Source organism: Jatrophihabitans sp., assembly GCA_036399055.1.
In the GTDB taxonomy this organism is placed as follows: domain Bacteria; phylum Actinomycetota; class Actinomycetes; order Mycobacteriales; family Jatrophihabitantaceae; genus Jatrophihabitans_A.
In genome coordinates, this window is sequence record DASWNX010000015.1 from 81646 (window position 1) to 100868 (window position 19223).

A 19223-nucleotide genomic window follows, 5' to 3' on the forward strand; every position below is an offset into this window, starting at 1 on the left:
CGGGGCGGCTAGCCTCGTCCGGACCGGACCGTGAAGTCCTGCTGCCACCGGTCAGCCAGCGTCAGGTCCCCGCGCAGGGCCACGTCGTCATCGCCGGCCCGGTTCCAGATCCACTGGTAGAGGTCGCTGGCCAGGCCGAACACGGTCAGGTCGGCGCCGTCCACGGCAGCCGGCCGGCAGCTCAGCAGGTCCGGGCCGACGCTCAGCGTCCAGGACGCGTTGGAATCCAGCGGGGTCAGTGAGATCGTCCGGTCTTGGGACAGGCCGCTTCGGTCGAAGCGGGTGGCCTGGCCGGTGAGCAGCTCGTCGATGCCGTCGGCCGCGAACTCCGGCTCGAAGCCCTCGACGCCGAAACCGGCCGCCAGCTGGGCGTCGACCCGGTGGATGGCCGTCTCGTGCGCCATCCGGCGGGCCCAGAACAGCTTGCCCGACGGCGCCGGCGCCATGGTCCAGACCGCCGCGGAGGCCGACGTCGCCCGCAGCCGGCTCACCACCTCGCGCAAGCCGGCGTCATAGACCTCGAACAGCTCCTCCTCGGCCGGCGCGCTGAACTCGAAGGCCTCAGGCCGGCCACCGCACAGGACCGAGTTCGCCCAGCCGTACACCCTGATGACGTGCGCCAGCAGCTGGGCAACGCTCCAGCCGGGGCAGGACGGCACACCGGCGCTCAACGCCGACTGGCGGGCCGAGTCCCGCAGCAGCCGGCCCTGCCGCTCCAGCTCATCGAGGTAGTGCTCGAAGCCCAACACTCAGCTGAGCCGGTGCATCCAGCCGTGCGGGTCAGGAGCCTTTCCGGTCTGCAGGTCTAGCAGCGTCTTGCGCAACCGCATGCTCACCGGTCCCGCCCCGCCGTCGCCGACCGTCCACTCCGACTCGGCGCTCTTGACGTGACCGACCGGTGTGATCACCGCGGCGGTGCCGCAGGCGAAGACCTCGGTCAGCTCGCCGCTGACGTTGCCGGCCTGCCAGTCCTCGACCGAGATGACGGCCTCGTCCGTGCCGTAACCCAGGTCCCGGGCCACCGTGAGCAGCGACTCCCGAGTGATGCCCGGCAGCAGCGTGCCGGTCAGCTTCGGTGTCACCAGCCGGGCGTCGGCGCCGCTGCCGTAGACGAAGTACAGGTTCATGCCGCCCATCTCTTCGACGTAGCGGTGCTCCACGGCGTCGAGCCAGACGACCTGGTCACAGCCCTGCTGGGCGGCCTGGGCCTGGGCCACCAGCGATGCGGCGTAGTTGCCGGCGCACTTGGCGTCGCCGGTGCCGCCCGGGGCGGCCCGGCTGTACTCGGTCGACAACCAGACAGTCACCGGCTGCACGCCGCGCGCGAAGTAGGGCCCGACGGGCGAGGCGATCAGCAGGTAGGAGTAGGTGTTGGCGGCCCGGACACCCAGCGCGGCCTCGGTGGCGATCATGAACGGGCGCAGGTACAGCGACGCCTCCGGGCCGTCGCCGACCCAGGCCTGGTCGATGTCCACCAATGCCTGAACGGACTCCAGAAACAGCTCGGCCGGCAGTTCCGGCATCGCCAGCCGGGCGGCCGAGCGGGCGAACCTGGCGGCGTTGGCCTCAGGGCGGAAGGTCGCGATCGAGCCGTCCGGCTGGCGGTAGGCCTTGAGCCCCTCGAAGATCAGCTGCCCGTAGTGCAAGGCGCTGGTGGCCGGGTCAAGGGACAGCGGGCCGTAGGGCAGCACCTCGCCAGGACCCCAGCCGGCCTCCGCCGTCCAGTCGATCTTGACCATGTGATCGGTGCGGAACCGGCCGAAACCGGGGTCAGCCAACGCAGCAGCCCGGTCGGCGTCGGAGAGCGGGTTCGGGTTGCGATGCACGGTGAAGGCCATGGTTCGTCATCCTAATAACCCAGCAGCATGGCGTCACGCCAACGGATGCTCTCGGCCCCGTGGGCAGCGGGCCGGTCAGCCAGGCAGCCCGCCGACAGCGCTTGGCAACGTGGCGGTGAGCGCCCGCGGCGACTGCTGCGCTGCGCGCGGGTGTGGCCGAGGTCCTAGGCTGGCGGTCATGATCGGCCCAGAGACCGTGGCGGAGCCAGCGGCGCTGCCCCGACAGGTGGCGGTCCTGATCATCGGAGCGGGCTTTGCCGGACTGGCCAGCGCCATCAAGTTGGCAGCCAGCGGAGAGCAGGACTTCTTGTGCGTCGACCGGGGGCCTGAGGTGGGTGGCACCTGGCGCGACAACACCTATCCGGGCGCGGCCTGCGACGTGCCGTCCCAGCTGTACTCCTTCTCCTTCGCGTTGAACCCGGACTGGACGCGGTCGTTCTCGACGCAGCCGGAGATCCAGGACTACCTGCGTGAAGTCGCCCGCGACTCCGGCGTCACGGACCGCTTCCGGTTCGGGGTGGAGGTTCTCGCCGCCTCCTGGGACTCCGAATGCGCGCTGTGGCGGGTCGAGACCTCCGCCGGCCCGGTCGCGGCCAACCTGCTGGTGTCAGCCGCCGGGGCGCTGTCGGAGCCGAAGCTGCCCGAGGTGCCCGGCCTTGAGGACTTCGGCGCAGCGGTGTTCCACTCGGCCCGGTGGGACCACGGCCAGTCGCTGGCCGGCAAGCGGGTGGCGGTGATCGGCACCGGGGCCTCGGCGATCCAGATCGTGCCGGCCATCGCCGGCCAGGTGGCCCAGCTGCAGGTGTACCAGCGGACCGCGCCGTGGGTGCTGCCTCGCCACGACCGCGAGTACCGGCGGCTGGAGAGGTCGGCGATGCGCCGCGTTCCCGGTCTTCAGCGACTGCTGCGAAACCTGGTCTACCTCGGCAGGGAAGCCACCGTGCCGATGTTCATCGCCGCGCCGAAGCTCGCCTCGCTGGTGAGCAGGTCCGCCACCGCCAACATCAACCGCGCGATCGCCGACCCGGTGCTGCGCGAGAAGGTGCGCCCGCACTTCGCCTTGGGGTGCAAGCGGGTGCTGATCTCCAACGACTGGTACCCGGCGCTGGCCCGCGACAACGTCGAGCTGATCACCGAGCCGATCTCACACCTCACCCGCGACACCATCGTGACCGCGGACTCGACGGCGCGCGAGGTCGACGTGCTGATCGTGGCCACCGGATTCCAGGCCACCGAGCAGCCGATCGCCGACCTGATCAAGGGCAGGGACGGCCAGACGCTGGGCCAGGCCTGGTCCGAACGCGGCGTCCAGGGCTACAAGGGCGCCACCGTGCACGGCTTTCCCAATCTCTTCTTCGTGGTCGGGCCCAACACCGGCTTGGGTCACTCGTCCATGGTGTACATGATCGAGTCGCAGGTGGCCTACCTGGTGGACGCCTGGCGGCAGATGCGCCGGCACGGCCTGGCCACCGTGGAGCCGCTCGCTGCCGCCGAGCAGGCCTGGAACGCCGACCTGCAGCGGCGGATGCGTCGGACGGTCTGGAGCACCGGCGGGTGCCGCAGCTGGTACCTCGACGCCCACGGCCGCAACGTCGCGCTGTGGCCCCGGACCACCTACAAGTTCCGCCGGCTCACCTCGTCCTTCGATCTGGGGGCCTACCGCAGCACCGCACTCGCCGACCGGCCGGAGCCGGCGAGCATCCCATGACCCGACTGGCGGGCAAGGTGGTGGTGATCACCGGCGCGGGGTCCGGCATCGGCCGGGCGCTGGCGCTGGCGGCGGCCGGCCGCGGCGCCCGACTGGCGCTGTCGGACATCGACCAAGCCGGCCTGTCTGAGACGGTCCGGCTGCTCGGTGGCGCCACAGCGCGGGCGGACCGGCTCGACGTCCGGGACCGGGCGGCGATGTCGGCGTACGCGGCGTCGGTGGCCGCGGAATTCGGACAGGTCAACGTGGTCGTCAACAACGCCGGCGTCGCTTTGACCGGTGGGGTGCTCGAGGTGGCCTATTCGGACTTCGAGTGGGTCATGGACGTCGACTTCTGGGGCGTGGTGAACGGCACCAGGGAGTTCCTGCCCTACCTGATCGCCGGCGGGGACGGCTACCTGGTGAACGTGTCGAGCCTGTTCGGACTGCTCAGCGTGCCGGGTCAGAGCGCCTACAACGCCGCGAAGTTCGCGGTTCGCGGCTTCACCGAGTCGGTGCGCCAGGAGATGCTGGTCGCCGGGCACCCGGTTCGGGTCTCGTGCGCGCACCCCGGCGGGGTCAGGACGTCGATCGCCCGCAACGGCAGGGTCGCGCCGGGCCGGGACCAGGCGGCGCTGGCCGACTTCTTCGACCGCAGGCTGGCCCGCACCAGCGCAGGCAAGGCGGCCGAGGTGATCCTGGCCGGAATGCTGGCAGGCAAGCCGCGGATCATGGTCGGCGCGGACGCCAGGGTGCTCGACGCGCTGGTCAGGGTGCTGGGCGCCCGCTACCAGCGGCTGGTGGCCAGGGCGGTCGCCCGCGTCGCCCCGTACAGCGAACCTGCCCCGCTCACGCCTGGGACGAGCACTGCCCAGGGCGGCGCATCGGCAGATGGCTGATGCCGTCCTCGAGGTACTGCGGGCCGGCCGGCTCGAAGCCGAACCGCTGATACCAGCCTGCCAGCGGCGACTGCGCGTCCAGCACTACCTCGATCCCGGCCGGCAGGTCAGCCGACGCGGCGTCGGAGTCCAGAACCTCCAGCGCCCGGCGCAGCAACAGGCTGGCGACTCCGCTCGCCCTGGCCTGCCGGGCAGTGGCGACCCGGCCGATCCGGGCGGTGGCCCGGTCCTCGCGCAGGATTCGCAGGGTGGCCACGACCGCTGCCCCCTCGGCCGCCCATAGCCAGCGGGCGCCTGGCTCCAGGTCCCGGCCGTCCAACTCGGGATACGGGCACTGCTGCTCCACCACGAAGACGTCGACCCGCAGCTGAAGGATCCGGTAGAGGGTGGCGGCGTCAAGGTCAGACGGCGCGGCCAGGCGCAGCTCAAGGCTCACGCAGCTCAGCGTAGTCAGCGGCCGCTGCCGTTCGAGCCGAGCCCGAACACAACCCTGACACTTCTCTGCTTCCGGGCGAACCTTGACGCGCCACCGTTGACAGGGTCCACTCATGGCAGCTTTCGACAGGGAGATCACATGCTGAAGAAGATCGTGTTCGCGACCTCGGCTGCGGCCCTGGTGCTCGGAGCCGGCACTGCCGCGCTGGCCACCTCGGGCAGCGCCGGTTCGCCCAGCGCTTCGACCTCGTCCAGCGCTTCGACCTCGTCCAGCGCTCCGAACTCGTCCAGCGCCGGGCCGGGCGCCGCCGCGCCGGGCGTGGCAGCTCGCGCGAAGGCGCGCAAGCCCGCGCTCCGGGCGCTCGGCCGGTCACTGCACGCCGAGTGGGTGACCCGCGATCGCGACAACGAGAACGCCTTCGTCACCCATCACGCGATTCGGGGCGAGGTCACCGCGGTCTCGGCCACCGCGGTCACCGTGAAGGCCCTGGACGGCTTCACCCAGACCTACGCGATCACCAGCGACACCAAGGTGCGCCTTCGGAAGAACCTCCAGGGCCAGAGCCAGGGCCAGGGCAAGGGTCAGGGCCAGGGCCAGGGCAATGGCGGCGCTGCCGGGACGATCAGCGACGTGCGGGTCGGCGACAAGGTCGCCGTCACCGGCGTCGGAACCAGCAGCCTGACCGCCACGCACGTCGTGGCCGCAACGAAGTAGGGCCTGCCGGTCCGAGTCAGACCAGCCAGGGCAGAAGTGCGTCTCTGGAGTAGCTCAGCCCACCGGCAGCCGCACCGTGAAGCGGGCTCCGCCCTCCGGGGCGCGGCCCGCTTCGATGCTGGCGCCTAGCCGGTCGACCAGGCCGGCGACGATGGCCAGGCCGAGCCCGGTGCCGACCCGGCGCACTCCCCGGTACCGCTGGTAAAGCGCCGAGCGCTCAAAGGCGACCGCGAAGTCGGCCTCGGCCAAGCCGGGGCCGCCGTCGCGCACCTCTGCCACCACCACCGGTCGGCCGTCGGCGGCCTGCTCCACCCGCGCCGCCAGCACGATCGGGGCACCGGCCGGGGTGACGCGCAGCGCGTTCTCCAGCAGTCCGTCGAGCACCTGCCGCAGCCGCGCCGGATCCGTTCTGACGGTGCCCTGACCTGGCTGGTCGGTCGTGTCCAGGTGAAGCTCGAACCCGACGCCGACCGCCGCGCAACGCCCGGACCAGACCTGGCCGGCGGCCCGGCACAGCTCCAGCACATCGACGTCGAGAAGGTCGATGCGGAACTCCTGGGCGTCCAGCCGGGCCAGATCCAGCAGATCGGCCACCAGCCGGTCCAGCCGCAGTGACTCGGTGAGCACGATCGAGCCCACCTCGGCGGCCTGCTCGGGCGCCACCACCCCCTCGGCCAGCGATTCGGCGTAGCCGGTGATCGCGGTGAGCGGCGTGCGAAGCTCGTGCGACACCGAGAGCAGGAACTCCCGTTGACGAGCCTCGGAGTGCGACAGCGCGGTGGCCAACGAGTTCAGCGCCGCCCCCACCTCGGCCACCTCGGCAGGACCCTCAGCCAGCACTGCCACGTCACGATGCCCCTGGGCCAGCGCGTGAGCGGCCTCGGCGGTCCGGCGCAGCGGCCGGGAGATCCGGACCGCCACCAGCAACCCCAGCAGAACGGCGATGCCCACCGCGACCAGAAGCGCCCAGACGATCTGCCGGACGGTCCGGTCAGCAGCCGCGTTCGCCTCCGAACGTCGCTGCGCCAGCGCGATCCCACCCACCCGGGTGCCCCGTGCCTCGATCAGCACCCGTTGGCCCTGGATTCGCCGCTCGGCCGACAGCGAGCCGCTGGCCAGCACGGTGCGGACGTCGGCGTCACTGAGCGCCACCCGCAGCAGCGGGCTGTTGGTGGTCACGGCGCCGGCGCTGTCGATCGACGCCGACTGGATGCCCAGGCTTCGCAGGCTGACGCGGGCTCGGGCCTGGCTGTTCCGGGCGTTAGGACCCTGATCGGCCACCACACGGGCCACGTCGGCGAGGTTGCCCAAGGTGGTGCGGGCAGCGGCCGTGGTCGAGCGGTGCACCAGGTTGATCGCCAGCACCCCCGCCAGCAGCGCGGTGATCACCGCTACCCCGACCGCCAGTGCGGAGATGCGCTGGGCAAGTGTGGTGGGCGGCAGCCTCATCAGGCTCCGGCCTGACCCGGCGCCCGGTTCGGCTCGACGGCGTAGCCGACCCCGCGCACGGTCCGGATCGGACTCGCCTCGCGCAGCTTGGCGCGGACTTGGGCGATGTGCACGTCAACGGTGCGCGCCCCGGCGATGGCGGAGTAGCCCCACACCTCGCTGAGCAGCTGGTCGCGCCCGAACACCCGGCCGGGCCGGCGCATCAGATAGGCCAAAAGGTCGAACTCGGTGGCGGTCAGGCTGATCTCGTGGTCACCGGCGTGCACTCGTCGCTCGACCGGGTCCAGCCGGATCGAGCCGACCTGCAGTGTCGCCGGAGCCTCGGTGACTCGTTGGGTCCGGCGCAGCACCGTCGCCACCCGGGCCACCAGCTCGCGGGGCGAGAACGGCTTGGTGACGTAGTCATCGGCGCCCAGTTCCAATCCGACGATCCGGTCCACCTCGTCGTCACGGGCGGTCACGAACAGCACCGGCGTCCAGTCCTGAGCGGCCCGCAGCCGCCGGCAGACCTCGATGCCGTCGATTCCGGGCAACCCGACGTCCAGGATCACCGCCGCCGGGCTGTGCCGGCTGATGGCGGCCAGCCCGGCCTCGCCGTCGCGTTCGAGCCGGACGGCGAAGCCGGCCGCGACCAGGTTCAGCCGGATGAGCTCGGCGATAGCCGGCTCGTCCTCGATCACCAGGATCAGCCCGCGGGCGGGCGCGTCGGTCGGCACAGCGGAACTGTACGAGGCCGGGGCCTCGCCCAGGTCACTCGCAGATCAGGATCAGGTACGAGCCGGCGGGATCGCCGATCAGGCGTCGGCTGCCGGCTGGACCGGATCGAGCACGACGACCGGGATCGGCCGGTCGGTCTTGGTCTGGTACTCCTCATACGCCGGCCAGATCTGGCACATCATCTTCCACAGCTCCGGCTTCTCCGACTCATCGGCCGTCCGGGCGATGGCGACGAGGTCCTCGGCGCCGACCTGCAGCGCGACCTCCGGGTTCTCGGCCAGGTTCAGGTACCAGGCCGGGTGGTTGTCAGCCCCGCCGCTGGAGGCGACCACGACGTAGGACGAGCCGGACGTGCCGTAGATCAGGGCGGTGCGGCGCAGCTTGCCGCTCTTGCGGCCCTTGGTGGTGAGCAGCAGGGTCGGCACCCCGTGCCAGTGGTGCCCTTCCTCGCCGTCGGTCTCCACGTAACGCTGGATGTGCTCGGAGACCCAACCCTCGGGACTGTCGTAGACGTGCGCGTCGTCAGTGGTCATGAGTCCACCGTACAAAGTCACCGCACCTTGGTGAAGAACTGGCCGGCCAGCGGAACGGCCCCGGTGGTCGAGCTCTCGCCGCCGTAGATGAACACCGCGACGGCCAGGTCGCCTCGAACGCCGGCGAACCAGGAGTGGCTCTTGGGCGGGTTGTCGGTTCCGAACTCCGCGGTGCCGGTCTTGCCCCGGAGCTGGCCGGGCAGCTCGTTCAGAGCGTGCGCGGTGGCGCCCGGCATGGCGACGACGGCCCGCATCAGCTCGTTGAGCTGGGTGCTCACCCTCGCGTCCAGCGCCGGTCCGGCAGTGGCCTGCTGGCCGGCCACCAGAGACGGCCCGACTCCGACGCCCGAGGCGGCGGCGCCTGCCATCGAGGCCATCAGCAGCGGGCTGACCAGCACCTTGCCCTGGCCGATCGCCTCGGCGGCCTGCTCCGTTCCGGCGGCGGTGGCCGGCATCGATCCCGAGAACGCCGGCACCGGCAGCTTCCAGTCGCCTCCCAGCCCGAGAGCGCCGGCCGTCTCGGCCAGGGCGCCGGGCGCCAGCTTCATCCCGAAGTCGATCGCGGTGGTGTTGCAGGAGTAGCCGAACGCCGCGCTCAGCGGGATCCGGCCGTGCTCGGACTTGTCGTGGTTCTGAAAGGTCCGACCGTTGACCGTGACGGTGGGCGGGCAGTCCACGGCGGTGCTTGCGGCCAGGGAGGGATCGGCCTGCAACGCCGCGGCGTAGGTGGCGATCTTGAACGTCGAACCGGGTGGGTACTGCCCGGTCAGCGCGATGTCGCCAGGTGCGTCGGCGCTGTTGGCGACCGCCAGGATCTTGCCGGTCGACGGTTGCAGCGCCACGATCGACGCCGGTCGCGACACCGTGTCCAGGGTGGCGTCAGCGGCTGACTGGAGGCGGGAGTCCAGCGTCAGCCGGACCGGCTTGCCGGCCACCGGCGGGGTCACCGTGCCGAGCTTGGCGCCCAGCGTCGCGTGGGCGTCGCTGGCGGCGTGGACGTCGACGCCGGGGACGCCGCGCAGTTGCGGGTCCAGCGCTCGCTGCAGCCCGGACAGCCCTACCTCGTCGCCGGCGCGGACCTGCCCCTGCGAGCCCTCGACGATCTCTGCGGTGGCCGTTCCCACGCTGCCCAGCAGCGGCCGCGCGAAGTCCGAGGTGGGCGGCAGCAGCCGGGTTCCGGACTGGAACTGGGTGCCGGGCAGGTCGAAGATCTGGGCCTTGACCTGCTCGTAGGCAGGCCGGCGCAGGGTGATGATCGGCACGAACTGGTCCTTGCCCGCCGCGGTCACGGCGCTGGTCACCTCGCCGGCGGTGGTCTGCAACGCCGGCACCGCGGCCAGCCGGCTGGCCAGGGCGCCCAGATCGCCGACGCCGGCCGGATTGACGCCCACGGTGACCACCGCGGTCGGCTTGAACAGCGCGGCGCCGCTGCTGTCCTGCAGCGCGGCCCGGGCTGGCTGGCTGCGCTTGAGCGCCAGGTGCGAGCCGTTGGCAAGTCGCGGATGGATGGCGCCGGCAGACCAGCTCACCCGCCAACCCTGCGCCTGCTTCACCATCGGCAGCGTCCCGGTGTACCTCCACGGGGTGGTCAAGCCGGGTAGCTGCCAGCTGGCGTCATAGCTGGCGGTGGCCGATTCCGGCTGCCGGTCGGTGAGGCCGGTGACGCGCAGGCTGCCTCGAAGCCCACTGCCGCCGTCCGCCAGGCCGGCCAGGCTCCTGGTGATCGCGGCGGTCGCGGCGGCGGCGTCGGTGGTGCGCTGGCCGGCGGTGGCGCTGTCAGCGGCGCCGAGGGCATCCAGGTAGGCCTGCGCCGCCTGCTGCTCCGCGGGAGGTTTCTTCGACTGGCTGCAGGCGGTCAGCCCCAGGGCGGCGACGAGGAGCGCGGCCAGGCCCGCTGACCATCTCAGCCGGGCACTGCGACTTCTCAGCCGGGCACTGCGACTTCTCAGCCGCCGCGGGCCATTGCGAGTGCGCGTGAGCATGACCTTGATTCAACCAAGTCGGCCGAGTGCTCGCCGCGTCCGGGCCGAGCGAGGCCCAGCCGGACGACTACGGTAGCCGGGTGACAGGGATCGGCGCCGCCGCGGTCGTAGCGCTCGCCGGCGTGGCCGCCGGAACGATGAACACCGTGGTGGGTTCAGGCACGCTGATCACCTTTCCGGTGCTGCTCTCTCTCGGCGTGCCGCCAGTGACCGCCAACGTCAGCAACACCATCGGACTGGTGCCCGGGACCTTCAGCGGCGCCTACGGTTACCGCCGCGAGCTGACCGGCCAGCGGGATCGGCTGCTGCGGCTGGGCTCGGCGTCGCTGATCGGCGGGATCGCCGGAGCGCTGCTGCTGCTGGTGCTGCCTGCCAGCGTGTTCCGGGCGGTGGTGCCGATCCTGATCGTGCTGGCGGTGGCGCTGGTGATCGCCCAACCCCGCTTGTCCCGGCGCTTCGTGGGACAGGCGCACGAGGGATCACATGGCCGGCATCCGGTCCTGTTGTGGGTGCTGGTGCTGCTGACCGGGGTGTACGGGGGATATTTCGGCGCCGCTCAGGGGGTGCTGCTGGTCGCGACGATGGGCGCCCTGCTCGACCGCGACCTGCAGCGGGTCAATGGGCTGAAGAACGTCCTGTCCGGCGTGGTGAACGCGGTCGCGGGATTGCTGTTCGTGCTGCTGGCCGACCCGAACTGGGTGTACGTGGCCCTGATCGCGGTCGGCTCCACGATCGGCGGGCAGCTCGGGGCAGCGGTCGGGCGGCGGCTGTCGCCGACCGTGCTGCGCGCGGTGATCGTGGTGGTCGGGTTGGCCGCCCTGACCAAGTTCCTCTTCTTCCCCTGAGCCCTTTCGCGCGGAGACCCCTGCCAAGCCATAGTGCGGCCCGAAACCGCGGCTGCGAGCAGCGATACCGCGGATTCGGGCCGCACTATGGCCGCAGGCCTCAGGCCTCAGTCGGCCGGCACGGCCTCCGGCTGGCCGGCCAGAGCCGGCCGTCCCATCGACTGCTGCAGGATCTGGGCGACGTCGAGCACCTGGACGTGGTCAGAGGCCGTGCCGTCGGCCTTCTTGCTGGTCACCGCGTCAGAGAGCATCACCATGCAGAACGGGCAGGCGGTCGAGATCAGGTCGGGGTCAAGGCCCAGCGCCTCGTCGGTGCGCTCGACGTTGATCCGCTTGCCGATCTTCTCCTCCATCCAGAACCGCGCGCCGCCGGCGCCGCAGCAGAAGCCGCGGTCCTTGCACCGGTGCATCTCCTCCGAACGCAGCTGCGGGATGGCGCCGAGGACCTCGCGCGGCGGGGTGTAGACCTTGTTGTGCCGGCCCAGGTAGCACGGGTCGTGGTAGGTGACCTTCTTGTCGACCGGCTCGACGGGGGTGAGCCGGCCGTCCTCGACCAGCTTGGCCAGCAGTTGGGTGTGGTGCACCACCTCGTACTCGCCGCCGATCTGCGGGTACTCGTTGGCGATGGTGTTGAAGCAGTGCGGGCAGGTGGCCACGATCTTCAGCGGCCGGCCCTCAGGCTTGATCGAGTTCAGCTTCTCGACGTTCTCCGCGCCCAGCATCTGGAACACGAACTCGTTGCCGAGCCGGCGGGCCGAGTCGCCGGTGCAGGTCTCGTCCGAGCCGAGGATGGCGAACTCGACCCCGGCCACGTTGAGCAGCTCGGCGAAGGCCTTGGTGACCTTCTTGGAACGGTCCTCCAGCGCGCCGGCGCAGCCGACCCAGAACAGGTACTCGACCTCGTCGGGCAGCGGCTGGCCCGGGGAGACCCGGCGGACGTCGAAGCCCAGGCCTTCGGTCCACTCCTCGCGGTTCTTGGCGGGCAGTCCCCACGGGTTGCCCTTGTTCTCCAGGTTGCGCAGCATCGTGCCGGCCTCGGACGGGAACGAGGACTCGATCAGCACCTGGTAGCGGCGCATGTCGACGATGTGGTCGATGTGCTCGATGTCGACCGGGCACTGCTCGACGCACGCCCCGCAGGTGGTGCAGGACCACAGCACGTCCGGATCGATCACGCCGTGCGAGGCCAGGTCGCCGACCAGCGGCCGGGTGGCCTGCTCGATGCCCGACCCCTGCACCCGGGGATAGCCTGCCTCGGGCACATGGGTGCCGTGCGAGCCGCCCTCAGCGGCGGGGGTGGAGAAGTTCGGCACCGCGTCGTCGGGGACCGCCTTGCCGCCGATCAGGTACGGGGCCTTGGCGAACAGGTGGTCGCGCAGGTCCATGATCACCAGCTTGGGCGACAACGGCTTGCCGGTGTTCCAGGCCGGGCACTGCGACTGGCAGCGGCCGCACTCGGTGCAGGTCGCGAAGTCCAGGTAGGCCTTCCAGCTGAAGTCCTCGACCTTGCCCTTGCCGAACACGGTGTCCTCGGACAGGTTCTCGGCGTCGAGGAAGTCGATGGTCTTGCCCTGGGCGTCGGTGACCGGCGGCAGCGCCCCGAGCGCCAAGGGCTGCCGCTTGAAGTACACGTTGATCGGGGCGGTGGCGATGTGCAGGTGCTTGGAGTAGGTGACGATGATCAGGAAGACCAGGACGACCGCCACCTGCGCCAGCAGGAAGATGGTCGCCAGGCCGGCGTTGTACTCGCCCTCGCCCAGGGCCTTGGCGGTCAGGTAGGAGGCGAAGGTCCACTTGGACTCCCCGAACGGGAACTCGCCGGCGTTCATCTGGGCGCCGCGCAGCAGGAACAGCGTCAGGATGACCAGCGTGATCATGCCCAGGATCACCCAGGCCGGGCCGGTGTGCGAGCCGTAGAAGCGGGAGTCGCGCTGCTTGTGCTTGGGGGCGTTGCGAAGGCGCAGCACCGCGAAGGTGGCCAGTCCGGCCAGCACGGCGACGGCGAAGAAGTCCTCGAGAAAGCCCAGGACCTGCCACTTGCCGATCAGCGGGATGTGGAAGTCGCGGTCGATCAGCAGCGCGCCGTAGGCCTCGAGGATGGTCAGGTTCAGGATCAGGAAGCCCCAGAACGTGAAGAAGTGCGCCAGGCCGGGGACGGACCACTTGAGCAGCCGGGTCTGGCCCAGCACCTCCTCGGCGTCGTTGGCGGCGCGGCCGATGGCGTTCTTGCCTCGTCCGGGAGCGGCTGTGCCGGAACGGATGAGCTTCACCAGCCACAGGACCCGCCAGCCCGCGATCACCGCGGTCGCCGCGGTCATGAGCACGGTCAGGATGATGCGCAGTGCCACTGCGGCCTCCAGCGTCGGTCGACTCTTGCGTCGTCAAGGCGTGACGAGGCAAGAATACTCAGGGTTACCAACGGGTAACCAAGGCCGCCGGTCACCGACTAGGTCACATCGGCCCGTCGCATCCGCCTGCCGCTGCCTCACCGGGCGGTTGGAACCGGCGCGCCGCTCTCATCCAGAGGCAGCTGGTATTCCAGCTCGCTCAGCTGGGGGTCGCTGGGCAGGGGTCTCACCGCCGCGGTGGCGACAAAGCCCAATCGCTCGTAGAGCCCGATCGCGGCCGCGTTTCCCGGGGTGACCCACGCGCTCAGCCGCCGGCGATGACTGGCTCGGGCCCAATCGAGGACGGCTGAGACGAGCGCTTTGCCGACCGCCAGCTCACGGTGCTCCGGATCGACCCACAGCGCGACCAACTCGGCCTCGGCGCCGTCCTCGCGGTCCGCTCCGGCGGCCAGCCCGATGGCCTGCTCGGCGCCGCCGTCGGACTCCCAGGCCAGAAAGCACGCGCTGGCCTGGGGCCACTCGCGCCACCGGTCCTCTGAAAAGGCCAGTTCGCGGTCCAGGCTCGAGCCGAAGGCCGACGGGTCGGCTTGCAGGGCGGTGAGCCGGAGATCGCGCAGGGCACGCCAGCCTGCGTCCTCGACACGCTCCACACGCCAGTTCCGAGCCACCCCCGAAGTCTGCAACAACAGGCGGCCGAACCGTTAATTGTGACGGAGGCCACGATCCGAGAGGGAACTTGAGCGTACCCGACTCAGTTCTTTTGACAGAAGGCCGATCCAGGTAGCACCATCGGAGCTGCCCGGTATCGGCTGGCAGGCCACCCGCACGAGGCCGGCGCACCACCAGCAAGCGGTAAACCACAGACAACACAGAGCACTCACTGAGGAGTTCACCATGGCACGCGCGGTCGGAATCGATCTCGGCACCACCAACTCCGTCGTCGCCGTCCTGACCGGTGGCGAGCCGGAGGTCATCGCGAACGCGGAAGGCTCCCGGACCACCCCGTCCGTCGTCGCCTTCGCCAAGAACGGCGAGGTGCTGGTGGGCGAGGTCGCCAAGCGCCAGGCCGTCACCAACGTCGACAGGACGATCCGGTCGGTCAAGCGCCACATGGGCACCGACTGGTCGGTCGACATCGACGCCAAGAAGTACACCGCCCAGGAGATCAGCGCCCGCGTCCTGCAGAAGCTCAAGCGTGACGCCGAGGCCTACCTGGGCGAGACCATCACCGACGCGGTGATCACCGTTCCGGCGTACTTCAACGACGCCGAGCGCCAGGCCACCAAGGAGGCCGGCACCATCGCCGGCCTGAACGTGCTGCGGATCGTCAACGAGCCGACCGCGGCCGCGCTGGCCTACGGCCTGGACAAGGGCGAGAAGGAGCAGACCATCCTGGTCTTCGACCTCGGCGGCGGCACCTTCGACGTCTCGCTGCTCGAGATCGGTGACGGCGTCATCGAGGTCAAGGCGACCAACGGTGACAACCACCTCGGCGGTGACGACTGGGACCAGAAGATCATGAACTGGCTGGTCGACAAGTTCAAGGCCGCGCACGGCATCGACCTGACCAAGGACAAGATGGCCCTGCAGCGCCTGCGCGAGGCGGCCGAGAAGGCCAAGATCGAGCTGTCCTCCAGCCAGCAGACCTCGATCAACCTGCCCTACATCACCGTAGACACGGAGAAGAACCCGCTGTTCTTGGACGAGCAGCTCTCGCGCGCGGAGTTCCAGCGGATCACCTCCGACCTGCTCGAGCGCACCAAGGTGCCGTTCCAGAACGTGCTGCGCGACGCCGGCATCCCCCTGGACAAGATCGACCACGTGGTCCTGGTCGGCGGCTCGACCCGGATGCCCGCCGTGGTCGACCTGGTCAAGGAGCTGACCGGTGGCAAGGAGCCCAACAAGGGCGTCAACCCCGACGAGGTCGTCGCGGTCGGCGCCGCGCTGCAGGCCGGCGTGCTCAAGGGCGAGGTCAAGGACGTCCTGCTGCTCGATGTCACCCCGCTGTCGCTGGGCATCGAGGTCAAGGGCGGCATCATGACCAAGCTGATCGAGCGCAACACCACCATCCCGACCAAGCGCTCGGAGATCTTCACCACCGCTGACGACAACCAGTCCAGCGTGCAGATCCAGGTCTACCAGGGCGAGCGCGAGATCGCGGCCTACAACAAGAAGCTCGGCGTCTTTGAGCTGACCGGCATTCCGGCCGCGCCGCGCGGCGTCCCCCAGGTCGAGGTCACCTTCGATATCGACGCCAACGGCATCGTGCACGTCTCGGCCAAGGACCTGGCCTCGGGCAACCAGCAGGGCATGACCATCACCGGCGGCTCGGGCCTGTCCAAGGACGAGATCGACCGGATGATGAAGGACGCCGAGGCCCACGCCGCCGAGGACAAGGCGCGTCGCGAGGCGACCGAGATCCGTAACTCCGGCGAGCAGCTGGTCTACCAGACCGAGCGGTTCATCGCCGACTCCGGCGAGAAGATGCCTGCCGAGTCCAAGACCGAGCTCGAAGCGGCGCTGGCTGAGCTGAAGACGACCCTGGCCGACGCCAACGCCAGCAACGAGACGATACAGGCCAAGACCACCGCTCTCAACGAGGTCAGCGGCAAGGCGGCGACCGCTGTCTACGCGGCCGAGCAGTCGGCTCCCTCGGCTGACGGCGCCGGTCCTGACGGCAGCAGCAGCGGCCCGGCTGCCGACGGCGCCGATGACGTGGTCGACGCCGAGGTCATCGACGAGCAGCGGTAACGGTGATGAACCAAGAAGATCCGGTTGCCGCAGAGCAGGAGTCCGACATGACGACCCCAAGTCCGGCGCCTCAGGATGAGGCCGGTGCTGGCCCTGACAAGCCAGCGCCGGGCTTCACCTTCGCCGACAAGCGAAAGATCAGCCCGGACGGCTCACCGGTGCCGCCGGCAGGCGGGGCGGCCACCCCGCCTGCCGGCGAGGCAGCGGCGGCCGAGACCGGCAGCGCCGGCGACCCGGCCGCCGCGCAGTCGCCCGATCCCCACGAGCTGCTGGCCGCCGAGCGGCTGGCAGACCTGCAACGCCTGCAGGCCGAGTACGCCAACTACCGCAAGCGGGTGGACCGCGACCGGGCGGTGAGCCGGGAGCTGGCGGTGGCCTCGGTGATCGAGTCGCTGCTTCCGGTGCTCGACGACATCCACCTGGCTCGCCAGCACGGCGACCTGGAGGCCGGCCCGCTGGCCAGCATCGCCGAGAAGCTGGAGACGACGCTGGCCAAGTACGGCGTCGAGCGCTTCGGCGAGCCGGGCGCCGCTTTCGACCCGGCGGTGCACGATGCGCTGATGCACGTCGAGGAGGAACTCGCCGAGGGCACCGAGGTCACCACCGTGGTGGGCGTGCTGCAGCCGGGGTACCGGATCGGCGACCGGGTGGTGCGCCCGGCGAGGGTCTCGGTCGCCGACCCCGCTTAGCGCGGGGTAGCGCCGATCCGCCCAGCGCGGGGTAGCGCCAATACCATCTAGCGGGGTTCGGCAGCGTCACCGAAGCGACAGCAGCGCCATCGAAGCGACAGGGCAAGAGCAGTGAAGGAGGCATGACGTCATGGCAAACCAGGATTGGTTCGACAGGGACTTCTACAAATCCCTCGGCGTCGCCTCTGACGCGACGGCGGCCGACGTCAAGAAGGCCTACCGCAAGCTGGCCAAGGATCTGCACCCGGACAAGAACCCCGGTGACGCCCAGGCCGAGAAGCGGTTCAAGGAGATCAGCGAGGCCTACTCGGTGCTGTCGGACCCCGACCAGCGCAAGGAGTACGACGCGGTACGGGCGATGAGTCACGGCCGAGCCCGTTTCACCGCTGGCAGCGGGCCTTCGGGCGGTTTCTCCGACGACGTGTTCTCCGGCTTCTTCAGCCGCCAGTCCGGGCGCCAGGCGCCGGGCGGCTTCAGCAACCAGGGCGGGAACATCAGCGTCGAGGACCTGCTGTCGGGGATGTTCACCGGCGGCGGCGGCCCCGGTAACTTCGGGCAGGCGCCGCCTCGGGTCGGAACCGACGTCGAGGCCACCACGACGCTGACCTTCCGGCAGGCGGTCGAGGGTGACACCGTGAGCCTGCGGCGCGGTGACGGCTCGACGATCACCGCCCGGGTGCCGGCCGGTGTGAAGGACGGTCAGAAGATCCGGCTGCGCGGTAAGGGCAATCCCGGCCCGGCCGGCAACGGTGACCTGATCCTGATCGTGTCGGTGCAGCCGCACCCGCTGTTCGGTCGATCAGGTGATGACCTCACCGTGACGGTTCCGGTCACCTTCGCCGAGGCCGCCCTCGGCGCCCAGATCGCGGTGCCGACCTTCGACGGCTCGACGGTCACCCTCAAGCTGGCGCCCGGCACCCCGTCCGGCCGGGTGCTGCGGGTCAAGGGCAAGGGCGTCGCGCGCAAGGACGGCTCGGCAGGCGACCTGCTGGTCAACGTCTCGGTGGCGGTTCCGCAGAAGCTGGACGGCGCCGCCCGCGAGGCCGTCGAGGCTTATGCCGCGGCCACCGCGGGCGATGACCCTCGAGCCGGGTTGCTGGAGGCGGCGAGGTCGGCATGAGCGCGCCACGGTTCGCCGAGTCGGCCGCGGTCTTCGTGATCTCGGTGGCGGCCGAGCTTGCCGGGATGCACCCGCAGACGCTGCGCCAGTACGACCGGCTCGGCCTGGTGTCACCGCACCGGACCCCAGGCCGTGGCCGCCGGTACTCCCCCCGTGACATCGAGCAGTTGCGTGAAGTGCAGCGGCTCTCGCAGGAGGAGGGCGTGAACCTGGCCGGCATCAAGCGCATCCTGGAGCTGGAGAACGAGGTGCACGCGCTGCGCACCAGGGTGGCCGAGGTCGAGGAGGACCGCCGCCGCTCCAGCCGTCTGCAGTCCAAGCTGAGCGCCCGTCGGTTGTTCGCCGCCGGGCCGGCCGGCGACATCGTCTCGGTCCCGCTGAACCGGCCCTACACCAAATCGTCCGGTGAGCTGGTGGTCTGGCGACCGCGGAGCTGACCGCCTCGCTCACGCGAAGCTGACTGCCTCGCTCAGCGGGCCGGCTGGTGCGTATACCCAATAAGAATATGGGTGTTCAGCGCCGGCGCCCCGTCCAGCGGCGCACCCGGATCGGTCGGATCGACGCCACCTGCCGCGATCCGGTCCAGCGTCCGCAGCCCGACCGGCAGGATGCGCCCGAAGATGGTGTAGTTCGGCCGCAGCCTCGAGTCCTCATAGACCAGGAAGAACTGGCTGCCGTTGGTGTCCGGGCCGGCGTTGGCCATCGCCAGCGTGCCGCGGGCGTAGACCTTTCGCTGGCTGTCAGCCGGGTCGCCCGGCCAGACCGGCAGATCGGTCGGCAGCTCGTCGGCATACCGGTAGCCCGGTCCGCCCTCTCCGATGCCGCTCGGATCGCCGCACTGCAGCACCGACAGCGTCGGGTACGTCGTCAACCGATGGCAGCTGGTGTCGTCGTAGAACCCGGACGTGAGCAGGTGCAAGAAGCTCTGCACCGTGCACGGTGCCGCGGCCCGGTCCAGCAGCATCGGGATCGGTCCGCGGTTGGTGACGAGGGTGACCAGCACCTTGCCGTGGTCGCGGGTGTCCGCAGGGTCCGGCGGCAGCGAGACCGGCCGGACCGCGGGGTCATCCGGGGTGGGCGTGTACTGGCACGGACCCTGGGTCGGGGCGCTCGGCGTGCCGCTGGCAACTGCCTCGGCGGTCGCGGGTGCGAGGGTGAGAAGCAGGGCGGCGGCGGCGATGAGGCTTGCGGTTCGGCGTGACTGCGGCATGACGG

18 protein-coding genes are annotated in these 19223 nt (G+C 70.5%); 8 read left to right on the plus strand and 10 right to left on the minus strand.

Translation table 11 applies throughout. The features are described from left to right. Positions 1-8: 8 nt before the first annotated feature. Positions 9-749 carry a maleylpyruvate isomerase family mycothiol-dependent enzyme gene (locus VGB75_04845; GenBank protein HEY0166351.1) on the minus strand — a complete coding sequence of 247 codons (741 nt, stop codon included), beginning with the start codon at positions 747-749 and terminating at the stop codon, positions 9-11. Beyond that, complete coding sequence (locus VGB75_04850) at positions 750-1838, minus strand: branched-chain amino acid aminotransferase (protein HEY0166352.1); 1089 nt, start codon at positions 1836-1838, stop codon at positions 750-752. A 178-nt stretch (positions 1839-2016) separates the two neighbouring features. On the opposite strand from VGB75_04850, the gene VGB75_04855 reads away from it, so the two are divergent. After that, complete coding sequence (locus VGB75_04855) at positions 2017-3546, plus strand: NAD(P)/FAD-dependent oxidoreductase (GenBank protein HEY0166353.1); 1530 nt, start codon at positions 2017-2019, stop codon at positions 3544-3546. Beyond that, positions 3543-4424 (plus strand): SDR family NAD(P)-dependent oxidoreductase, encoded by an 882-nt coding sequence (locus tag VGB75_04860; GenBank protein HEY0166354.1) that lies wholly within the window; start codon positions 3543-3545, stop codon positions 4422-4424. Before VGB75_04855 ends, VGB75_04860 begins: the two co-directional genes overlap by 4 nt. Here VGB75_04860 and VGB75_04865 read toward each other — a convergent pair. Beyond that, positions 4375-4860, minus strand: coding sequence for a GNAT family N-acetyltransferase (locus VGB75_04865; GenBank protein HEY0166355.1), 486 nt, complete (start codon positions 4858-4860; stop codon positions 4375-4377). The two genes, VGB75_04860 and VGB75_04865, sit on opposite strands and share 50 nt — an antisense overlap. Before the next feature lie 138 nt (positions 4861-4998). Between VGB75_04865 and VGB75_04870 the strand changes: the two genes are divergently transcribed. Continuing rightward, positions 4999-5574 (plus strand): hypothetical protein, encoded by a 576-nt coding sequence (locus VGB75_04870; GenBank protein ID HEY0166356.1) that lies wholly within the window; start codon positions 4999-5001, stop codon positions 5572-5574. A 54-nt stretch (positions 5575-5628) separates the two neighbouring features. On the opposite strand, the gene VGB75_04875 is transcribed toward VGB75_04870, so the two are convergent. From VGB75_04875 to VGB75_04890, 4 genes are all read right to left on the minus strand, one after another. Further along, entirely contained in the window at positions 5629-7023 is a 1395-nt protein-coding gene (locus tag VGB75_04875; protein HEY0166357.1) for a HAMP domain-containing sensor histidine kinase, read from the minus strand. Then, positions 7023-7739 (minus strand): response regulator transcription factor, encoded by a 717-nt coding sequence (locus tag VGB75_04880; GenBank protein ID HEY0166358.1) that lies wholly within the window; start codon positions 7737-7739, stop codon positions 7023-7025. The genes VGB75_04875 and VGB75_04880 overlap by 1 nt, the downstream gene beginning before the upstream one ends. 78 nt (positions 7740-7817) lie before the next feature. Beyond that, positions 7818-8273, minus strand: coding sequence for a nitroreductase family deazaflavin-dependent oxidoreductase (locus VGB75_04885; GenBank protein HEY0166359.1), 456 nt, complete (start codon positions 8271-8273; stop codon positions 7818-7820). A gap of 17 nt (positions 8274-8290) precedes the next feature. Next, positions 8291-10255, minus strand: a complete 1965-nt coding sequence (locus VGB75_04890; protein ID HEY0166360.1) for a penicillin-binding transpeptidase domain-containing protein — start codon at positions 10253-10255, stop codon at positions 8291-8293. A gap of 80 nt (positions 10256-10335) precedes the next feature. Here VGB75_04890 and VGB75_04895 point away from each other — a divergent pair, with 80 nt between their 5' ends. Next, complete coding sequence (locus VGB75_04895) at positions 10336-11100, plus strand: sulfite exporter TauE/SafE family protein (GenBank protein HEY0166361.1); 765 nt, start codon at positions 10336-10338, stop codon at positions 11098-11100. A gap of 107 nt (positions 11101-11207) precedes the next feature. Here VGB75_04895 and VGB75_04900 read toward each other — a convergent pair whose 3' ends face one another. Both VGB75_04900 and VGB75_04905 read right to left on the minus strand, forming a co-directional pair. Continuing rightward, on the minus strand, positions 11208-13448 hold the full coding sequence (locus VGB75_04900) for a (Fe-S)-binding protein (protein HEY0166362.1): 2241 nt from the start codon (positions 13446-13448) through the stop codon (positions 11208-11210). A 137-nt stretch (positions 13449-13585) separates the two neighbouring features. After that, positions 13586-14116 carry a GNAT family N-acetyltransferase gene (locus VGB75_04905; GenBank protein ID HEY0166363.1) on the minus strand — a complete coding sequence of 177 codons (531 nt, stop codon included), beginning with the start codon at positions 14114-14116 and terminating at the stop codon, positions 13586-13588. Positions 14117-14342: 226 nt separating this feature from the next. Here VGB75_04905 and dnaK point away from each other — a divergent pair, with 226 nt between their 5' ends. The 4 genes from dnaK (at position 14343) to VGB75_04925 (ending at position 18445) form a co-directional block, all read left to right on the plus strand. Next, the gene (dnaK, locus tag VGB75_04910) at positions 14343-16199 is read left to right on the plus strand and encodes a molecular chaperone DnaK (GenBank protein ID HEY0166364.1); all 1857 of its coding nucleotides are present in this window, start codon (positions 14343-14345) and stop codon (positions 16197-16199) included. A gap of 47 nt (positions 16200-16246) precedes the next feature. Then, complete coding sequence (gene grpE / locus VGB75_04915) at positions 16247-16888, plus strand: nucleotide exchange factor GrpE (GenBank protein ID HEY0166365.1); 642 nt, start codon at positions 16247-16249, stop codon at positions 16886-16888. 130 nt (positions 16889-17018) lie between these two features. Further along, positions 17019-18008, plus strand: coding sequence for a DnaJ C-terminal domain-containing protein (locus VGB75_04920; GenBank protein ID HEY0166366.1), 990 nt, complete (start codon positions 17019-17021; stop codon positions 18006-18008). Beyond that, positions 18005-18445: a helix-turn-helix transcriptional regulator gene (locus VGB75_04925; GenBank protein ID HEY0166367.1), complete on the plus strand. Its 441-nt coding sequence runs from the start codon at positions 18005-18007 to the stop codon at positions 18443-18445. The genes VGB75_04920 and VGB75_04925 overlap by 4 nt, the downstream gene beginning before the upstream one ends. A gap of 32 nt (positions 18446-18477) precedes the next feature. Here VGB75_04925 and VGB75_04930 read toward each other — a convergent pair whose 3' ends face one another. Further along, a complete protein-coding gene (locus tag VGB75_04930; protein HEY0166368.1) occupies positions 18478-19218 on the minus strand; it encodes a peptidylprolyl isomerase in 741 nt (246 codons plus the stop codon). Positions 19219-19223: the final 5 nt, after the last annotated feature.